The sequence below is a fragment of the Salibacterium lacus genome (assembly GCF_042684865.1).
GTDB lineage: Bacteria > Bacillota > Bacilli > Bacillales > Marinococcaceae > Salibacterium > Salibacterium lacus.
Map to the genome: position 1 here is coordinate 408,012 of NZ_JBHUML010000002.1, position 14,514 is coordinate 422,525.

A 14,514-nucleotide genomic window follows, 5' to 3' on the forward strand; every position below is an offset into this window, starting at 1 on the left:
AAGGAACAGGCGGTTGGATAAAATGGATGTGAAAGAACAGTTTCAGGTACCGGCAGTGATGGCTTTCTTTTTGATTCATGCGATGCAGGTGGGTATCGGAGTTCTTGGTTATCAGCGGGTGATTGCAAAAGCGAGCGGCCATGATAGCTGGATTGCGGTTATTCTGGCGGGTTTAACGATTTCGGGTCTGATATGGCTTATTTATTATCTTTTGAAGAGCACGGATACAGACATTGTAGGTATTCACCGCTGTCTATTCGGCCGATGGATCGGCGGGCTGTGCAGCTTGGTATTCATCCTGTACCTATTTATTCTTGGTATGGTCGTTCTGCGTACGTATATAGAAATTGTTCAGGTCTGGGTGTTTGAAGATCTTCCGACATGGGTGCTGACCATTCTGGCTGCTTATTTTCTTTATTATGTTATCAGCGGCGGTTTCCGCACAGTAACCGGGCTGTGTGTGGCTGGTGTTTTTATTCCTTCTGTCCTGTTTTTTATTCTTTTGATGCCGCTGCAGTACGGCACGTTCATTAATCTGCTTCCGGTTTTGGATACACAAGTTAAGAATCTGTTTCTTGGAGCCAGGGAGGCGACGCTCAGTTTTTTGGGATTTGAAATGCTTCTGCTCTTCTATCCTTTTTTGAAAGAAGCCCGGTCCTCACAAAAATGGGCGCATCTGGGGCATTGGACCAGCGTGTTTGTGTATACAGTGTTGATGGTGGTAACCCTTGCGTTTTTCAGTGAGGATCAGCTGCGAATAACAATCTGGCCGACGCTGAGCTTATTTAAAATTATCGAATTTCCATTTATAGAGAGGTTCGAATATCTCGGTATTTCATTATGGTTCATCATCGTCGTCCCTAATATTGCGCTTACTTTCTGGGCTGCCAGCCGGGGCATGAAACAGGTTTTCTCCATGAAACAACGGAATGCGGTTATGGCACTCTTAATTATCACCGTTTTTGTTCTTCCCTTTATTGAAAACCGTGAGAATATAGAATGGTTCAACACGCTGGTATCAAAAATTGGTTTCTGGATTGTGCTGGCTTATATTCCTTTTTTGTCTCTTTGTCAATTCGTGCGGTGTTTTTTTAGGAACAGAAAGGATAGATCACATGAAAAGCCGAATTAGACTTCTTGTTGTCTGTCTGCAGTTCGCCGTGTTGTCCGGCTGTCTTCAAACGCAGGTCATTGACGATATATCATTAATTCAAACGGTTTCGTTTGATAAAGAAGATGATGACAACATTCATTATACGGTGTCGTACCCCTTTTTTCTGGAACAGGGAAAAGAAAGCAAAATCGGTATTGAACAACGCTCGATCATATCGGAAACTCCGGAAGAGGCACGCAGCCAATTAAATACAAAGACTGATAAACCACTGCGCTACGGGCAGCTCAGGGTCGTTTTATTTGGACAGGATATTGCTGAGGAAGGCGTGGAGCAGTACGCGAGGTCCTTTTATCGTAATCCAAGAATAGGAAACCGTATCTTTCTGGCAGTGTCCGATGGTACAGCCGGCAATGCCCTTCGCTTTGAAGAAGGTTCTAAGGAAAGAATCGGGATGTACTTTTCCAACATGATTGAACATAACATGAATTTTGAAAACATCCCGGAATCCAATATGCATCTATTTTTATTTAACCTGTACAACGACGGAAAAGATGCTTTTCTGCCAATGGTTAAAAGAGAGAAACAGGAGCTGCATTTGACCGGTGTCGGTCTGTTTGATGGAGAGCGGATGACAGCGTCACTCAATATGAAAGAAACATTTATTTTAAAACTGTTGTTATCAGGAAGCAGAAACGGAACGAGCCAGTTTCCTATTTCGGAGCAGGGGAACAAGGTCTATGTTGTCATCGAAAATATTTTCACCGACCTTGATTTCCGCGACATTTCAAAAACAGCACAGCAGCCGGCGTATGAAGTGAATCTTGACATGAAGGGGGAAGTAACTGACCACACCGGAGATTTTAATCTATCAAATAAAAAAGACATCGGAACTATAGAATCCAAGGTGCAAAAGCAGATAAAGACAGAAGCAGCAGATCTGATACAACGGTTTCAGGACACAAATATTGATCCTCTTGGTTTTGGGGAAAAATACAGGAGCACAACGAGGAATTGGAATCCAGAAAAATGGAAAGAATCGATGTATCCAAAGATGGATGTGCAGGTCAAAGTGAATTTGGAGATTCTGCAGTCCGGTGCCATTGAGTAAAACTTGTCATAAAGAGAGACAAGCTTTCATATGCTTATAGTGGCAAAATACTTCACATCAAATAAATGGAGGTTATCCATACCATGTCATATGTACAACGGTTTGTGCTGGTTGGTTTCTTTTCGCTGTTTCTTCTCCTGTTATTCTTTTTTATCGGAGCTTCTTCAATGTATGCGCAAGAAGAAAAAGATTACATATGGCCGCTTGAGGGCGGGACAGTGACCGATACGTTCGGATCAAGACAAGGTAACCACGATGGTATTGATATCGCTGCTGAAACCGGAACCAATGTGAAAGCAGCTGCTGACGGAGAAATTATCCGTTCCGATTATTCATCTACGTACGGGCATGTTGTGATGATGCAGCATAAGAGCGATGCAGAAACGGTATATGCCCATTTATCAAAACGAACGGTAAAAGACGGAGAAAAAGTAAAACAGGGGGAAACAGTCGGACAAGTTGGAAACACAGGCCGGTCCCGTGGGCCTCATCTTCACTTTGAACTGCATTTTGGAGAATGGAACCCGGAAAAAACGTACGCAGCTGATCCTCTTCCTGTTTTGCAGCAGGACAACCATGCTTATGCAGCGACAGCAAGTAATGACCGAACCGCAGAAATAGCGGGAATGATGAAAAATGCAGATGATAAAAATGAAACGGAATCATTCACTCACACCATTGAAAAAGGCGATACCCTGTGGGACTTGGCCCGTACCTACGGCACAACGGTAGAAACCCTGCAGAATATAAACGATATCGAAGGATCTTTAATTTATCCGGATCAGGAGATACTAATAGCCTGAATATAAAGAAACACATGCGTCTTCGGCGGGGAAATATGATAGAATAAGCTCAGTATGTTGAGAATATTAGCAGCAAAGGAAGCATGAACAGATGAGCAGCTCCAATCCCCCGAAAGACTTTGATCTGAATACGTCTTTTTTACTGTGGCTCAATCAGCAGGAACATAAACAAAATAACGAAGAATGGATGCTGGACGCCTTTTTATTTTTTCTGATCAAGTTTTCCCGACATGAAAGAATACGACTGGATAATCACTATTTTCTTCATCAACGATTCTGGAAGGGAATGGAAGATTCACTGAAGTATAAACTGATGAGCAGACGAAAGAAACCAAAAGACATCGTGCTGTATCAGTTTATGGAAAACGTAGCCTTGGTGGAAGGCTGGATAAGAAAAGAAGAAACTTATGCAGTCGTCACCGAACATGGAAGGAAATTCCTTTCTTTATCGAGAAAAAATCAGTGGAACCGAATTCTCGGCTACATCTGGCCGGATCCCTGAAAAAGAGTTCAAGCTGAAAATCCCCCCCTGGACGTTTCCATCCAGGGAGGGCAGCGGGAGTATTTCATTCTGTGTCTTGTTACACTTCGATTTTGTCCGCTTGTTTAATTTCTTCAATGGAAGTTAAATGTTTTACAACTTCTTCTCCTGCCTCTTTATCGACGGCGAGCATCATGATCGCATCTCCACCTTCTTCTCTCCGGCCGACCTGCATCGTAGCAATATTCACGTCATGTTCGCCGAGAAGCTGTCCCATTTTTCCAATAACACCGGGTCTGTCTGCATGCTGGATGTAAATCAGGTGGCCGGTGGGATAGAAATCCACATTAAAGTCATTAATCCGGACGATTCGTGGTCCATACTCTTTAACGTATGTGCCGTAAATCGTGAAGTAGCGGTTCTCCCCGTGAACGGTGGCCTGCATTAGATTAGAGTAGCCAAGCGCGTTTGTATGATGCTTTTCGCCATATGTGATACCGCGTTCTTTTGCGATGACAGACGCATTGACGTCATTAACAGGCGCGTCAATTCTTGACTGAAGGAAACCTGCTACAAGAGAACGTGTTAAAACAGAAGTTTCCAGTTCTGTGACTTCCCCGCTGTAATGCACATCTATGTCCTGTACCGGAGTTTTCATGCTCTGAGAAAGAATATATCCCATCTTTTTGGAAAGTTCATAGTATGGCTGCAGTCTTTCGAATTTTTCTTTCGACATCGTCGGAAGATTGATTGAATTTAAAGCGGGTGTGCCGTTTAGAAACTGGAGCACTTCATCTGATACCTGCTCTGCTACATTCAGCTGTGCTTCTTTTGTGGAGGCGGCGATATGAGGGGTCGTAATGACCTGATTCAGTCCGACAAGCTTGTTGTTCTGGGCCGGCTCTTCCTCAAACACATCCAGAGCCGCACCTCCGATATGGCCGTTTTCAAGATATTCATAAAGGGCTTCTTCATCAATGATACCTCCGCGGGCACAATTAATGAGAAGAACACCGGGTTTGGTTTTTCCGAGATTGTCCCGGTTCAGCATTCCTTTTGTATCTTTTGTCAGCGGGGTGTGAACGGTAATGATATCCGACTTTTCGAGTACCTCATCGAGTGTGCCGATTTCAACGCCGAGCTTTCCTGCCCGCTCTTCGGTCAAGAACGGATCATACACGAGTAGTGATAAATCAAACCCCCTTGCACGTTTCGCAATCTCGGATCCAATCCGGCCGAAACCAACGACACCAAGGGTTTTGCCGCGCAGTTCCACACCCTGGAATGCTTTGCGGTTCCACTCCCCGTTTTGAATCGAAGCATCTGCCTGAGGAATATTTCTGGCAAGAGACATGATCATGGCAAAGGTATGTTCTGCAGTAGATATCGTATTGCCATCCGGGGCGTTAATAACAACAATGCCTCTTTTTGTTGCTGCATCTACATCGATATTATCGACGCCGACCCCTGCCCGGGCGATGATTTTAAGGTTACTCATCTGATCCATAATCTCCGGGGTTACTGTCGTTCCACTGCGCACGAGAAGTGCGTCGTACGTATCCTGATCCTCCACGTCTTTTACATTCTGCTGGATACATTCAATATGATCCTGCCCGAGGAGGGGGGCCAGACCTTCCTTGCTCATCGCATCCGACACGAGAATTCGTGCCTTTGTTTTCGTTTCCTCTGTTGCTTCTTTTTCTGCTGCAGGCTGCTGCATCATCTCTCTCCACTCCTTTACCTGTAATCAAATCATGGCTTCACAGTTAAACAAAGGTCCGGGAAAACCTATAAAAAAAACTCCCTGCCCACACGAATAAATTCGCAAGGGGCGGAAGTTTCCGCGGTGCCACCCTTTTTCAAGTATTGCTCATACTTCTCAGGGAGCCAAAGCTCCAAGGTAACGGATTATCCGTCCGCTTTTACTTTTGTTCAAAGCGGCTGCTCAGAAGTGCTCTCGGAAAAAAGGCCATACCGGTTCCCAGCTGATCCGGCTCTCTGGAATGGACCTGTAATTCGTCGTTCTTCGTCCCGGCATTATGCTGTAACTGTGTACTCATGAAGGACAAGTGTCCTTCATTTATTGATTGTAAATGTATCATAGCAGGGTGGGAAAGTCAATATACTTCAGATAAATGGTGCGCTGCTTCGGGAGGGAGGAATGATATGATCGAGTATAACGTGAAGCAGGGGGACACTCTGCGTAAAATAGCGGTTCGTTTTCAGGTAACAACAGTACAGTTGTGTTATAGAAACAACATGTCACCGGAGGCCTGCCTGGAACCAGGTACGACACTCTTCGTACCAGATGCAGTACCAACAGATCAACCACGGGGTGAGACCCACTCAGGTTGTCTTCATGAATACGGATGGAGGGAACTCGAAGAAGACAGACAGAGCCTTCCGTCGTCGATCTTTTCGGAGCAGATCGGAATTTCTGTCCTTGGAAAACCAATCTGGCTGTTTCGTGCAGGAAATGGTCCGAAAAAAATATTTTTTTCGGGTGCTTGGCATGGAAATGAATGGCTGAATACGTGGCTTTTGATGTCGTTTCTTCATGTGTTTATCTCGAAGGAAGAGTCAAAAGAGCGTTGGTACGGGGTGGATCCTGGAGCCATTCTTCAGGAAGTGACTCTGTATGCCGTACCGCTTGTTAACCCGGATGGGGTGGAACTCGTTCAGGAAGGGGCGCATGTACTGGGCAAAGAGAAAAAGAATGACGTAATGCAGATCAACGGCGGGATGCATGATTTCCGGCACTGGTCCGCCAACGCACGCGGAGTGGACTTGAATCATCAGTGGCCGGCAGGGTGGAAAGAAGAAGCAGCAGGTTCTCCTGATCGTCCATTTCCAAGACATTACGGAGGAGAGGCGCCGTTGACCGAGCCCGAGGCAAAAGCTGTATATCAGCTCAGCATGCAGGAAGAATTTTCACATATACTCGCTCTGCATTCCCAGGGAGAAGAGGTGTACTGGGGTTATAGTGGATTGGAACCCCCGGAGAGCGCCGAATTGGGAAATCGGCTGGCAGCGGCAGGGTCCTTTCGACCGGTGGCTGATGCAGGCAGCAGCGCCGGATATAAGGATTGGTTTATTAAAACATTCCGCAGACCCGGTTTCACCATTGAAACAGGAATGGGGGTGAACCCGCTTCCTCCCGAAGCATCCGCAAGAATCTGGATTACAGGAGTACCGCTTCTGCTGGAAAGCCTGACATTTCCCGATTTCACGAAGAAAAGCCGGGATATCACGAGCGCTGAATAGCAAAAAACGCCTCCGAGTATCAAAAATGATAGTCGGAGGCGTTTTGTTTGAGGGAAGTTATTAAGATTGTTTTCATTTGCAGGGAGATTATCCCTGCCTTGGTTCGTTATTATTTGTTGTAACGTTCGATACATTCGTCTACTAATGTTGCAGCGGCTGCAGCGTCTTCCCACTTGCCGATTTCTGTCTTTTTGTTTTCTAGATCTTTGTATGTCTTGAAAAAGTGGGAGATTTCATCAAGTTTGTGACTTGGGATATCTTCGATGGACTGGATGTTGTCGAATCTCGGGTCTTCAACAGGAACACCGAGCAGTTTCTCATCTTCTTCGCCGTCATCGACCATCTGGAGATAACCAATCACCCGTGCATCGATTGCGCATCCAGGGAATGTCGGATTTGTAGCCAGAACGAGGATATCAAGCGGATCGTCATCGAGCGCCAGTGTGTTATCGATGTAGCCATATTCTGCAGGGTAAAACATCGGGGAGAAAAGGACACGGTCCAATTTATAATGGCCTTTATCCTTGTCAAATTCGTATTTGTTCTGGCTTCCGGTCGGAATTTCAATAATCGCTTCTACTTCTCGGTTCTCTGTACTCATGAGAGAGCCTCCTTTGGTATGTAATGGTTCCGTAAAAAATTATAGCAGGTAAAAGAAAAAAATAAAACAAACACCTGATCTCCTGCCGGAGCAGAAGAGAAGGCATTGTTTATTTTACGTGTTCAAGGCACCGTGAAAAGGAGAAGAAGATACTTTGATGGAATCAGAAGGGCAGCCTTCAAAGGCGTCCAAAAGATCATCTTCCAGAGCATCCGAAACAGGGGAAGTGCCGGTATTTTCATCCAGTATGACTTCAGCAAGTCCTTCTTCATCGTAATCAAATACATCCGGGGCTTGAGCACCACAGGCCCCGCAGGCGATACACGTATCTTTGTCGACAATGGTATAGCGGGACATAACCGTCCCCCCTTTAAAAAGTCTGGTCCACTTCTGACCGGCCGCGAAGCGGCATTGTTATCCATGCCATTCTATTTTACATTCTAAGCTTTCATGGTAAACTTTTCAACAGAGCAGAAAACGGCCGCGCCCGGCTTTTTAAAAGGGGGCGTTTACGTGTCTTTTCGGGGAGGAGGTAAACTCGTGCAGGCTTTATCCTTCCGGAGGCAGATGTTTTTATTACTTGCCGAACGAATGAATCAAGAGCGTTCCATTCAGGCGCTTTATCATATTTTAACAGGAAAAAAATCGTCCCAGACGATACAGGATATTAAATGGTATAATGTTACTTATTTTTTCCGTATGTTTCCGTACTGGAAAGAAACAGAATTTGAAAATGATACAAATGATCTGCAGTATCACCGGTATATTGCTTCACATAATAACCGGGTTCTGATTACAGAACAGGGAAGAAGCCAAAATGATAATTTCCGTACAAGTTACAGCTGGCCTCCGATTTACAATGGGTGGCTGTATGGAAAAAGTGCAGCTGTTTTCTGGAAACGAACAGCCCTTTTTGTCCAGTGCCTTTCCCAGACGCTGGCCGGTAACCGCCGCTTTCTCCCGGTCTTTGAAGACATTTCTGTGCAGCACTGGCTGAAAAAAAACTGGCCCAAAACGATAGAAGAAAAACAGCAGACGGCTTCGGTTTTGTTCGATGAGCTGCGTGAACTGCTTGGTGAGCTGGATGAGCGCGATGCCTTTCTCATCATGAACCGGCTGACAGGGTATCATTTGACAGGGCAGACGTGGACCCAATTATCAACCCGTCTGCAGATGAGCGAAGACGAATGCCATTTTCGTTTTCTGGGTTCCGTTCATTTTCTTCTGGAACATGCAGACAGGTCGGCTGTACTCCGCCGGGCCGCTTCGGGTCTTGAAGTCTGGGACGTGCTGACAGAAACGACGAAAAAAACGCTGCACTATATGAACGAGGGGTGGGGGATGGAACGCATCGCCCGGGTGCGGAATCTGAAAAGGAGCACCATTGAAGATCATGTTGTTGAGATTGCTTCTGAACAAACCGGCTTCCCGATCGGCGATTACGTGGCGAAAGAAGATCAAAACCTTATTCTTCATCATGCATCTGCATTAGAGACGAAGAGACTGAAAGTGTTAAAAGAAGCTGCACAGCCCAAGGAGCTGGACTATTTTTCGATACGACTAACACTCGCTTTTTACGGGAGAGACAATCATGGACAAGCTTAAATCATTTCTGGAAAAGCATTTTGGACATACAGCATTTAAAGAAGGGCAGCGGGAGATTATTGAAGCGGTGATACACGGGGAAGATGTGTTTGCTATGCTTGCCACAGGGTCCGGCAAGTCTCTTTGTTATCAGCTGCCGGCTTTATGGAAAAAAGGAACCGCGGTTATTGTTTCTCCTCTCCTTTCTTTAATGGAGAACCAGGTGCAGGAGCTCAAGCAGAACGGCATCCGCCAGGTGGCGGCTTACAACAGCTTTCTTCGTCCACAGGAAAAAGAGCATATTCTCCGTCATCTGGCTGATTATAAAATTGTTTATATTTCTCCGGAAAGCCTGCAGCATCCGGAGTTTGCGTCCCGCCTGGAAAAGCTTGATGTTTCTCTTCTGGCTGTCGATGAAGCCCACTGCATTTCACAGTGGGGGCATGAATTCCGGACAGATTATCTGAGAATTAAAGAAATCAGGCGTCTTGCCGGGAATCCTCCCTGCATTGCACTGACGGCAACAGCCTCCGCCGATGCAAAAGAAGATATTATCGAAAAACTGGAGCTGACTAATCCGCTGATACACTGCGATTCGGTGGACCGGGCGAATATATACATCGATGTGAGGAAAAAGAAAAATGAAGAAGAAAAGCGTGAAACACTGCGCGAAGAATGTTCCCGTCTTCCGCTGCCCGGCATGATTTACGTGAACAGCCGCCTTAAAGCAGAAGAACTGGCAGCTTTCATCAGAGAGGAAAATGGACTGAAAACATCAGCTTATCACGGGGGGATGAGCAATGAAGACCGGCGTCTCGTACAGCAGCAGTTTCTCAGCGATGAAATAGATATTATCTGCTGTACCAACGCGTTTGGGATGGGGATCAATAAACCCAACATCCGTTTTGTTATCCACTATCATTATTCCAAAGATATGGAGTCCTTCATGCAGGAAATCGGCAGAGCAGGCCGGGACGGCAGACAAAGTCTTTCTCTTGTCCTGCATGACGCGGCTGACGGCATGCTCCCGAGAAGAATGCTTGAGCACGAATTTCCTTCCGGGGAAGAAATCAGGATGGTAAGCCAGGACCCGGACAGGCCGGAATCGACAACAAGCCGGTTTCTTATGGAAAAATACGGGGTGGAAGAAGTTCATGCCCGCTTTCTCCAGTTTTATATTCACAAATGGCAGCAGACGGCACGCACGCAGACGCTAGAAGACTTTATTTCGTCTGTTGTACAAAGGCGTATGGAATGGAAACTTCAGAAACTTAATCAGAAAGAATACTGGCTTCATCAGACAGGCAGCTGCCGCAGAACAGCACTTCTTAAAGTGTTTGATGAACATAATAAAAACACCGTGACCCCGTGCTGTGACGTTTGCGGGGAATACACGATGCATGTGGAGCATCAGAGAAAGATGCAGGAACCGGAATTGTCGTGGGAAGAAAGGCTGAAATGGATTCTACACCAGTAGCCTGGAAGAAAGGGAGAAGTTCTGTGTCCTCAAAACATAACGATCAGGCGGAGAGTCTCCGCAGAAAAAACAGAGAATACCGGGAGCTGGAGGAAAAAGAATCCACTTTTCTCCCGCCCCGAAGTGAAACCCATTCAAAAGCGTCGAAAAAAATGAAATGGAAAATACGTTTCCCTGCGGCGCGGATGCTGCTCGTTATTTTCCTGATTATCGTTGTGCTGGCCGTTCTGACTCCGCTGTGGATTGATTTATAGCGCTTTTATCCAAGGCGGATGCGCTTTTGGAATCTGTGAGCGGCGAGGATAAGACAAGTCCTGCAAAACACAGCACCACACCTGCCCCCATAAGAAGAAAGGGGACAAAGAGTTGTTTTTTTTGCAGCAGGAAAAATAATAATAGAAAGAATCCTGCTCCGAAACATGCAGTCCCTGTCATAAATATCGTTAAATCCATGTACAACAGCCTCCGTTACATCATTTTTGTACATCCATTATACTAGAACCGCTCACAAGAAAGCTATGTCTTTCTTTAAGACGGAAGGCTGCTCAAAAAAGAAAGGTAGATCATCGAATGACCTTTATTAAATATGTGACGGCATGTGCCGGTGCCTGCTTACTGTGGATGTTGTTTAATGCCGGGAGGACAAATGTTGTCCAGGAAGAGCTGGTTGTACCGTCGCTCCCGGCGCCGTTTGCAGGAAAACGTGTGTTTTTCATTTCCGATATCCACAGGCGCTCTGTTCCGGAGTCTCTCACCAGGAAAGCCCAACAAGCGGATCTGGTTATCATCGGGGGAGATCTGCTCGAAAAAGGCGTGCCTTATTCAAGGATCCGCCGTAACCTTAGACGTCTGAAACAAATCGGGCCTGTGCTCTTTGTGTGGGGGAATAATGATATCGAAAAAAATACGGGGCATCTGCTTCAGCTGTTTGAAGAAGAAGGTGTAACAGTACTGGAAAACAGCACTTATACCTGGCAGATCGGCGGAAGTGTTGTTCGTGTCGCAGGAGCAGGAGACAGAAGACTAAGCGTAGATCCCCTGCTCCTGCAGCATACAGCGGATACGGAGCCGCTGTTTCTCGCCATTCATGATCCTGCTGCTATTTGGCATATTAAAGACAGAAGCCGTATTGATGCAGCGCTGTCCGGTCATACCCACGGCGGTCAGATACGTATTGGAAACCTCAGCCCCGGCGAACCCGCTGGATGGAAATATCGATTTGGTTTCCCGCTTTTGATAAGCAGCGGTTTCGGTACGACAAAACTACCGATGCGTCTCGGTGCACCGGTTGAGACGCACCTCATCAAACTGAAATCCCGGTCCTGACAAATAATATATTTTGCCCCCGGTCTTTTCGGCATCTCTTCTCACTCCTTTCCCGGCGTTTGAATAAGATGACGGCAGAAAGCTCTGTTATGTTGGAAACGAGGGAAGAACAGGGGGAGAAAAATGGAATTATATACATTGCCGGAAGACCGGCTCATGATTCGTCTGCACGAAGAGGACCGTTTTTACAGCGAGGGGAATTCGGTTGAATGCTGGTCTTCGAAGCAATCAGAAATGTTGTTTGCGGTGCTGTTTCAAATCATTTGCGATCATTTCAATATCGGGGAAGATGCACAGCTGCATGCAGAAATCAGCAGGTCATGGGATGACGTCCTGCTCTTTATCGTTGAATGCCTGGATGAGGAAGGCCGGAAGCTTAAAATCAGCGGTTCCCCTGCCCGGAAGTCAGAACTTTTATTTCGGTTTGCAGCCAGAGAGGATCTTATTTTTTTGTCAAAGCAGGCACGGTCCATTGCTTTAACAGGCGGCACGCTGATTTTCTTTTATCCTTTCAGCTATCTGCTGTTTGAAGACGTTCCCGTTTCTGCTGCCAAAGATCTGGAAATGCTTATGGAAGAATACGGGGAACGATCCTGTCTGGACGCTGCCTCCATTCGTCAAAGAGGTACTGTGCTGCAGGAGAGGAATGCTCTTTCATTTCTCGCCGATGGATAGAGAAGGAATATATACTCAAGGAGTAATAACAATGAATACGGAAAATGTAATTATAATCGGCGCAGGTCCATGCGGGCTTGCGGCCGGCATCGCTTTACAGAGGCAGGGTTATGACCCGCTGATAATAGAAAAAAGGAACGTGGTCCACGCCATTTCGCATTACCCGCTTCATCAAACATTTTTCAGTTCAAGTGAAAAGCTGGAAATCGGAGGATATCCATTTCCCTCTACCGAACGGAAACCAAAACGTCATGAAGCGCTCGTCTATTACCGCCAGGTTGCAGCAAAAAGCGGGCTCCGCATTCATTCTTATGAACAGGTGGAGAATGTAGAGAAAGAATCCGGATATTTTGCGGTGGAAACAAAGCCCTGGAATCAACCAAAAACCTCGTATCATGCAAAAAAAATCGTAGTGGCGACCGGTTATTTTGATCATCCCAACATCATGAACATTCCTGGAGAGGACTACCCTCATGTTTTTCACTATTTCAGGGAAAGCCACCCCTATTTCCAGAAAAAAGTAACGGTCATAGGGGGCAAAAACTCCGCTGTGGACACAGCTCTTGCTCTTGAGTCAGCAGGAGCGTTTGTTACGGTGTTGTACCGGGGGAGTGAATTTTCAAACGCTGTCAAACCTTGGATTCTCCCTGACTTTTACTCGCTGGTACGTCATAAAAAAGTGGACATGGTCTATGAAGCACAAGTACAGGAGATTACTCCGGCTCATGTGTGGTATGAAAAAAATGGACAATCCTGCAGTGTGCCGTCTGATTTTGTGTTTGCGATGACGGGGTACCACCCTGATCATTCTTTTCTCGAGAACATGGGGGTGGAAGTGGAGGCTGATACCGGGCGCCCCGTTTACGATCCCATGACGATGGAAACAAACGAGCCGGGCATTTATATTGCCGGCGTACTTGCTGCGGGAAACGATGCCAATGAGATATTCATTGAAAACGGGCGCCACCACGGAGACCGTATTGCATCATCCATCAAGAAAAGCAGCTGTACAGATTCTTAAAATTCTTCAAAACATTGTCTGAGTTCCTCCCGGGAGGAGCAGCATTCAAGAGCCGCCATCAACATCAGTCTTGCTTTCGGGCCGCTCCAGCCGCCGGTGAACACGACGCCGGCTTCCTTTAATCTGCGGCCGCCTCCTTCATAGCTGTACACGTCCTCGACGGTACCGCCTGGACACCGCGATGTAAGAACGACCGGGACGCCCCGTTCGAGCAGAGTATAAACAGGCGCGGTAATAGAGGGAGGGATGTTTCCTATTCCCATCCCCTCCAGTACAATACCGTCCAGGGGAAAAGAAGAAAGGTGTTCGACTACTTCCGGTTCCATTCCGGTATACGTTTTGAGAAGTGGTACTTTTTTATCCATCGATCCAGCAGGAAACACATGCCTGTGCACAGGGCGGTGATTCAAATGGATACGGTTATTGACGAAACGGCCGATTGGACCGGTTTCGGGGCTCTGAAAGGCCGCTGCGTTGGAAGAGTGCATTTTCATAACATCCGCTGCGGCGTGAATTTCTTCATTCATCACGACAAGTACTCCTGCTCCGCGCGCCTGATCGTCGGCTGCTGTATGTACGGCGGCAGCAAGGTTAAGCGGTCCGTCCGGACTCAGATCGCTGTCTGACCTCATCGCGCCCGTGATGACCACAGGGACGTCCCTGTTATGAAAAAGGTCAAGCAAAAAGGCGGTTTCTTCCATCGTGTCGGTACCGTGAGTAATCACAACCCCGTCGGCTTGAAAACGATGAATCCGGTCCTGCATCCCGTGATATAAAGAGACCATGCGGCCGGGCGTCATGTGAGGAGAAGGCAGCTGCAGAAGTTCCTCCGAAATAATGTGGTACGTATCCGTACCCGGGATCATGGACTGCTGCAGTGGATTCACCTCCCCGGTCGTAATTCCGCCGGTTTCGGTATCTTTTTGCATGGCGATCGTGCCGCCGGTATGTAGAATAACAATGGTTTTCATATACATATCATTCCTTTCGCTGGTCCTGCAATGTAATCCTATCATAAGCTCTCTTTTCCCGTCTGAAAATACCGTGTTAAGATAAAAGA

General features: G+C 46.7%; 15 protein-coding genes and 1 other annotated feature. Of the genes, 11 read left to right on the top strand and 4 right to left on the bottom strand.

What is annotated here, in order from left to right; all coding sequences use genetic code 11:
- Positions 1-22 precede the first annotated feature (22 nt).
- The 4 genes from ACFSUB_RS02895 (at position 23) to ACFSUB_RS02910 (ending at position 3,527) form a co-directional block, all read left to right on the top strand.
- Positions 23-1,132: a GerAB/ArcD/ProY family transporter gene (locus ACFSUB_RS02895; RefSeq protein ID WP_380713164.1), complete on the top strand. Its 1,110-nt coding sequence runs from the start codon at positions 23-25 to the stop codon at positions 1,130-1,132.
- Positions 1,116-2,222, top strand: a complete 1,107-nt coding sequence (locus ACFSUB_RS02900) for a Ger(x)C family spore germination protein (RefSeq protein WP_380711675.1) — start codon at positions 1,116-1,118, stop codon at positions 2,220-2,222. The genes ACFSUB_RS02895 and ACFSUB_RS02900 overlap by 17 nt, the downstream gene beginning before the upstream one ends.
- A gap of 83 nt (positions 2,223-2,305) precedes the next feature.
- Complete coding sequence (locus ACFSUB_RS02905) at positions 2,306-3,025, top strand: peptidoglycan DD-metalloendopeptidase family protein (RefSeq protein WP_380711676.1); 720 nt, start codon at positions 2,306-2,308, stop codon at positions 3,023-3,025.
- 91 nt (positions 3,026-3,116) lie between these two features.
- Positions 3,117-3,527 carry a hypothetical protein gene (locus ACFSUB_RS02910; RefSeq protein WP_380711677.1) on the top strand — a complete coding sequence of 137 codons (411 nt, stop codon included), beginning with the start codon at positions 3,117-3,119 and terminating at the stop codon, positions 3,525-3,527.
- 79 nt (positions 3,528-3,606) lie between these two features.
- On the opposite strand, the gene serA is transcribed toward ACFSUB_RS02910, so the two are convergent.
- The gene (gene serA / locus ACFSUB_RS02915; RefSeq protein WP_380711678.1) at positions 3,607-5,229 is read right to left on the bottom strand and encodes a phosphoglycerate dehydrogenase; all 1,623 of its coding nucleotides are present in this window, start codon (positions 5,227-5,229) and stop codon (positions 3,607-3,609) included.
- A 101-nt stretch (positions 5,230-5,330) separates the two neighbouring features.
- Positions 5,331-5,548: a binding site (T-box leader), on the bottom strand.
- Between the two features lie 124 nt (positions 5,549-5,672).
- Between serA and ACFSUB_RS02920 the strand changes: the two genes are divergently transcribed.
- The gene (locus ACFSUB_RS02920; RefSeq protein ID WP_380711679.1) at positions 5,673-6,770 is read left to right on the top strand and encodes a M14 family metallopeptidase; all 1,098 of its coding nucleotides are present in this window, start codon (positions 5,673-5,675) and stop codon (positions 6,768-6,770) included.
- A gap of 109 nt (positions 6,771-6,879) precedes the next feature.
- On the opposite strand, the gene ACFSUB_RS02925 is transcribed toward ACFSUB_RS02920, so the two are convergent.
- A complete protein-coding gene (locus ACFSUB_RS02925) occupies positions 6,880-7,371 on the bottom strand; it encodes an inorganic diphosphatase (RefSeq protein WP_380711680.1) in 492 nt (163 codons plus the stop codon).
- A 114-nt stretch (positions 7,372-7,485) separates the two neighbouring features.
- Positions 7,486-7,728, bottom strand: a complete 243-nt coding sequence (locus ACFSUB_RS02930) for a ferredoxin (protein ID WP_380711681.1) — start codon at positions 7,726-7,728, stop codon at positions 7,486-7,488.
- A gap of 183 nt (positions 7,729-7,911) precedes the next feature.
- Here ACFSUB_RS02930 and ACFSUB_RS02935 point away from each other — a divergent pair, with 183 nt between their 5' ends.
- The 6 genes from ACFSUB_RS02935 (at position 7,912) to ACFSUB_RS02960 (ending at position 13,454) form a co-directional block, all read left to right on the top strand.
- Positions 7,912-8,976, top strand: coding sequence for a helix-turn-helix domain-containing protein (locus ACFSUB_RS02935; RefSeq protein ID WP_380711682.1), 1,065 nt, complete (start codon positions 7,912-7,914; stop codon positions 8,974-8,976).
- Positions 8,963-10,432: a RecQ family ATP-dependent DNA helicase gene (locus ACFSUB_RS02940; protein WP_380711683.1), complete on the top strand. Its 1,470-nt coding sequence runs from the start codon at positions 8,963-8,965 to the stop codon at positions 10,430-10,432. The genes ACFSUB_RS02935 and ACFSUB_RS02940 overlap by 14 nt, the downstream gene beginning before the upstream one ends.
- Positions 10,433-10,455: 23 nt before the next feature.
- Entirely contained in the window at positions 10,456-10,686 is a 231-nt protein-coding gene (locus ACFSUB_RS02945; RefSeq protein ID WP_380711684.1) for a hypothetical protein, read from the top strand.
- A 316-nt stretch (positions 10,687-11,002) separates the two neighbouring features.
- Complete coding sequence (locus ACFSUB_RS02950) at positions 11,003-11,758, top strand: metallophosphoesterase (RefSeq protein ID WP_380711685.1); 756 nt, start codon at positions 11,003-11,005, stop codon at positions 11,756-11,758.
- Positions 11,759-11,881: 123 nt separating this feature from the next.
- The gene (locus tag ACFSUB_RS02955) at positions 11,882-12,433 is read left to right on the top strand and encodes a hypothetical protein (protein WP_380711686.1); all 552 of its coding nucleotides are present in this window, start codon (positions 11,882-11,884) and stop codon (positions 12,431-12,433) included.
- Positions 12,434-12,464: 31 nt separating this feature from the next.
- The gene (locus ACFSUB_RS02960) at positions 12,465-13,454 is read left to right on the top strand and encodes a YpdA family putative bacillithiol disulfide reductase (protein ID WP_380711687.1); all 990 of its coding nucleotides are present in this window, start codon (positions 12,465-12,467) and stop codon (positions 13,452-13,454) included.
- Here ACFSUB_RS02960 and ACFSUB_RS02965 read toward each other — a convergent pair.
- Positions 13,451-14,425 carry an asparaginase gene (locus ACFSUB_RS02965; RefSeq protein WP_380711688.1) on the bottom strand — a complete coding sequence of 325 codons (975 nt, stop codon included), beginning with the start codon at positions 14,423-14,425 and terminating at the stop codon, positions 13,451-13,453. The two genes, ACFSUB_RS02960 and ACFSUB_RS02965, sit on opposite strands and share 4 nt — an antisense overlap.
- Positions 14,426-14,514 lie beyond the last annotated feature (89 nt).

Excerpts from the sequence above, each read along its gene's own strand:
- ACFSUB_RS02905 (WP_380711676.1), top strand. The coding sequence starts at position 2,306 with ATGTCATATGTACAACGGTTTGTGCTGGTTGGTTTCTTTTCGCTGTTT.
- ACFSUB_RS02925 (WP_380711680.1), bottom strand. The coding sequence starts at position 7,371 with ATGAGTACAGAGAACCGAGAAGTAGAAGCGATTATTGAAATTCCGACC.
- ACFSUB_RS02940 (WP_380711683.1), top strand. The coding sequence starts at position 8,963 with ATGGACAAGCTTAAATCATTTCTGGAAAAGCATTTTGGACATACAGCA.
- ACFSUB_RS02895 (WP_380713164.1), top strand. The coding sequence starts at position 23 with ATGGATGTGAAAGAACAGTTTCAGGTACCGGCAGTGATGGCTTTCTTT.
- ACFSUB_RS02900 (WP_380711675.1), top strand. The coding sequence starts at position 1,116 with ATGAAAAGCCGAATTAGACTTCTTGTTGTCTGTCTGCAGTTCGCCGTG.
- ACFSUB_RS02955 (WP_380711686.1), top strand. The coding sequence starts at position 11,882 with ATGGAATTATATACATTGCCGGAAGACCGGCTCATGATTCGTCTGCAC.
- ACFSUB_RS02960 (WP_380711687.1), top strand. The coding sequence starts at position 12,465 with ATGAATACGGAAAATGTAATTATAATCGGCGCAGGTCCATGCGGGCTT.
- ACFSUB_RS02950 (WP_380711685.1), top strand. The coding sequence starts at position 11,003 with ATGACCTTTATTAAATATGTGACGGCATGTGCCGGTGCCTGCTTACTG.
- ACFSUB_RS02910 (WP_380711677.1), top strand. The coding sequence starts at position 3,117 with ATGAGCAGCTCCAATCCCCCGAAAGACTTTGATCTGAATACGTCTTTT.
- ACFSUB_RS02930 (WP_380711681.1), bottom strand. The coding sequence starts at position 7,728 with ATGTCCCGCTATACCATTGTCGACAAAGATACGTGTATCGCCTGCGGG.
- serA (WP_380711678.1), bottom strand. The coding sequence starts at position 5,229 with ATGATGCAGCAGCCTGCAGCAGAAAAAGAAGCAACAGAGGAAACGAAA.
- ACFSUB_RS02920 (WP_380711679.1), top strand. The coding sequence starts at position 5,673 with ATGATCGAGTATAACGTGAAGCAGGGGGACACTCTGCGTAAAATAGCG.
- ACFSUB_RS02965 (WP_380711688.1), bottom strand. The coding sequence starts at position 14,425 with ATGAAAACCATTGTTATTCTACATACCGGCGGCACGATCGCCATGCAA.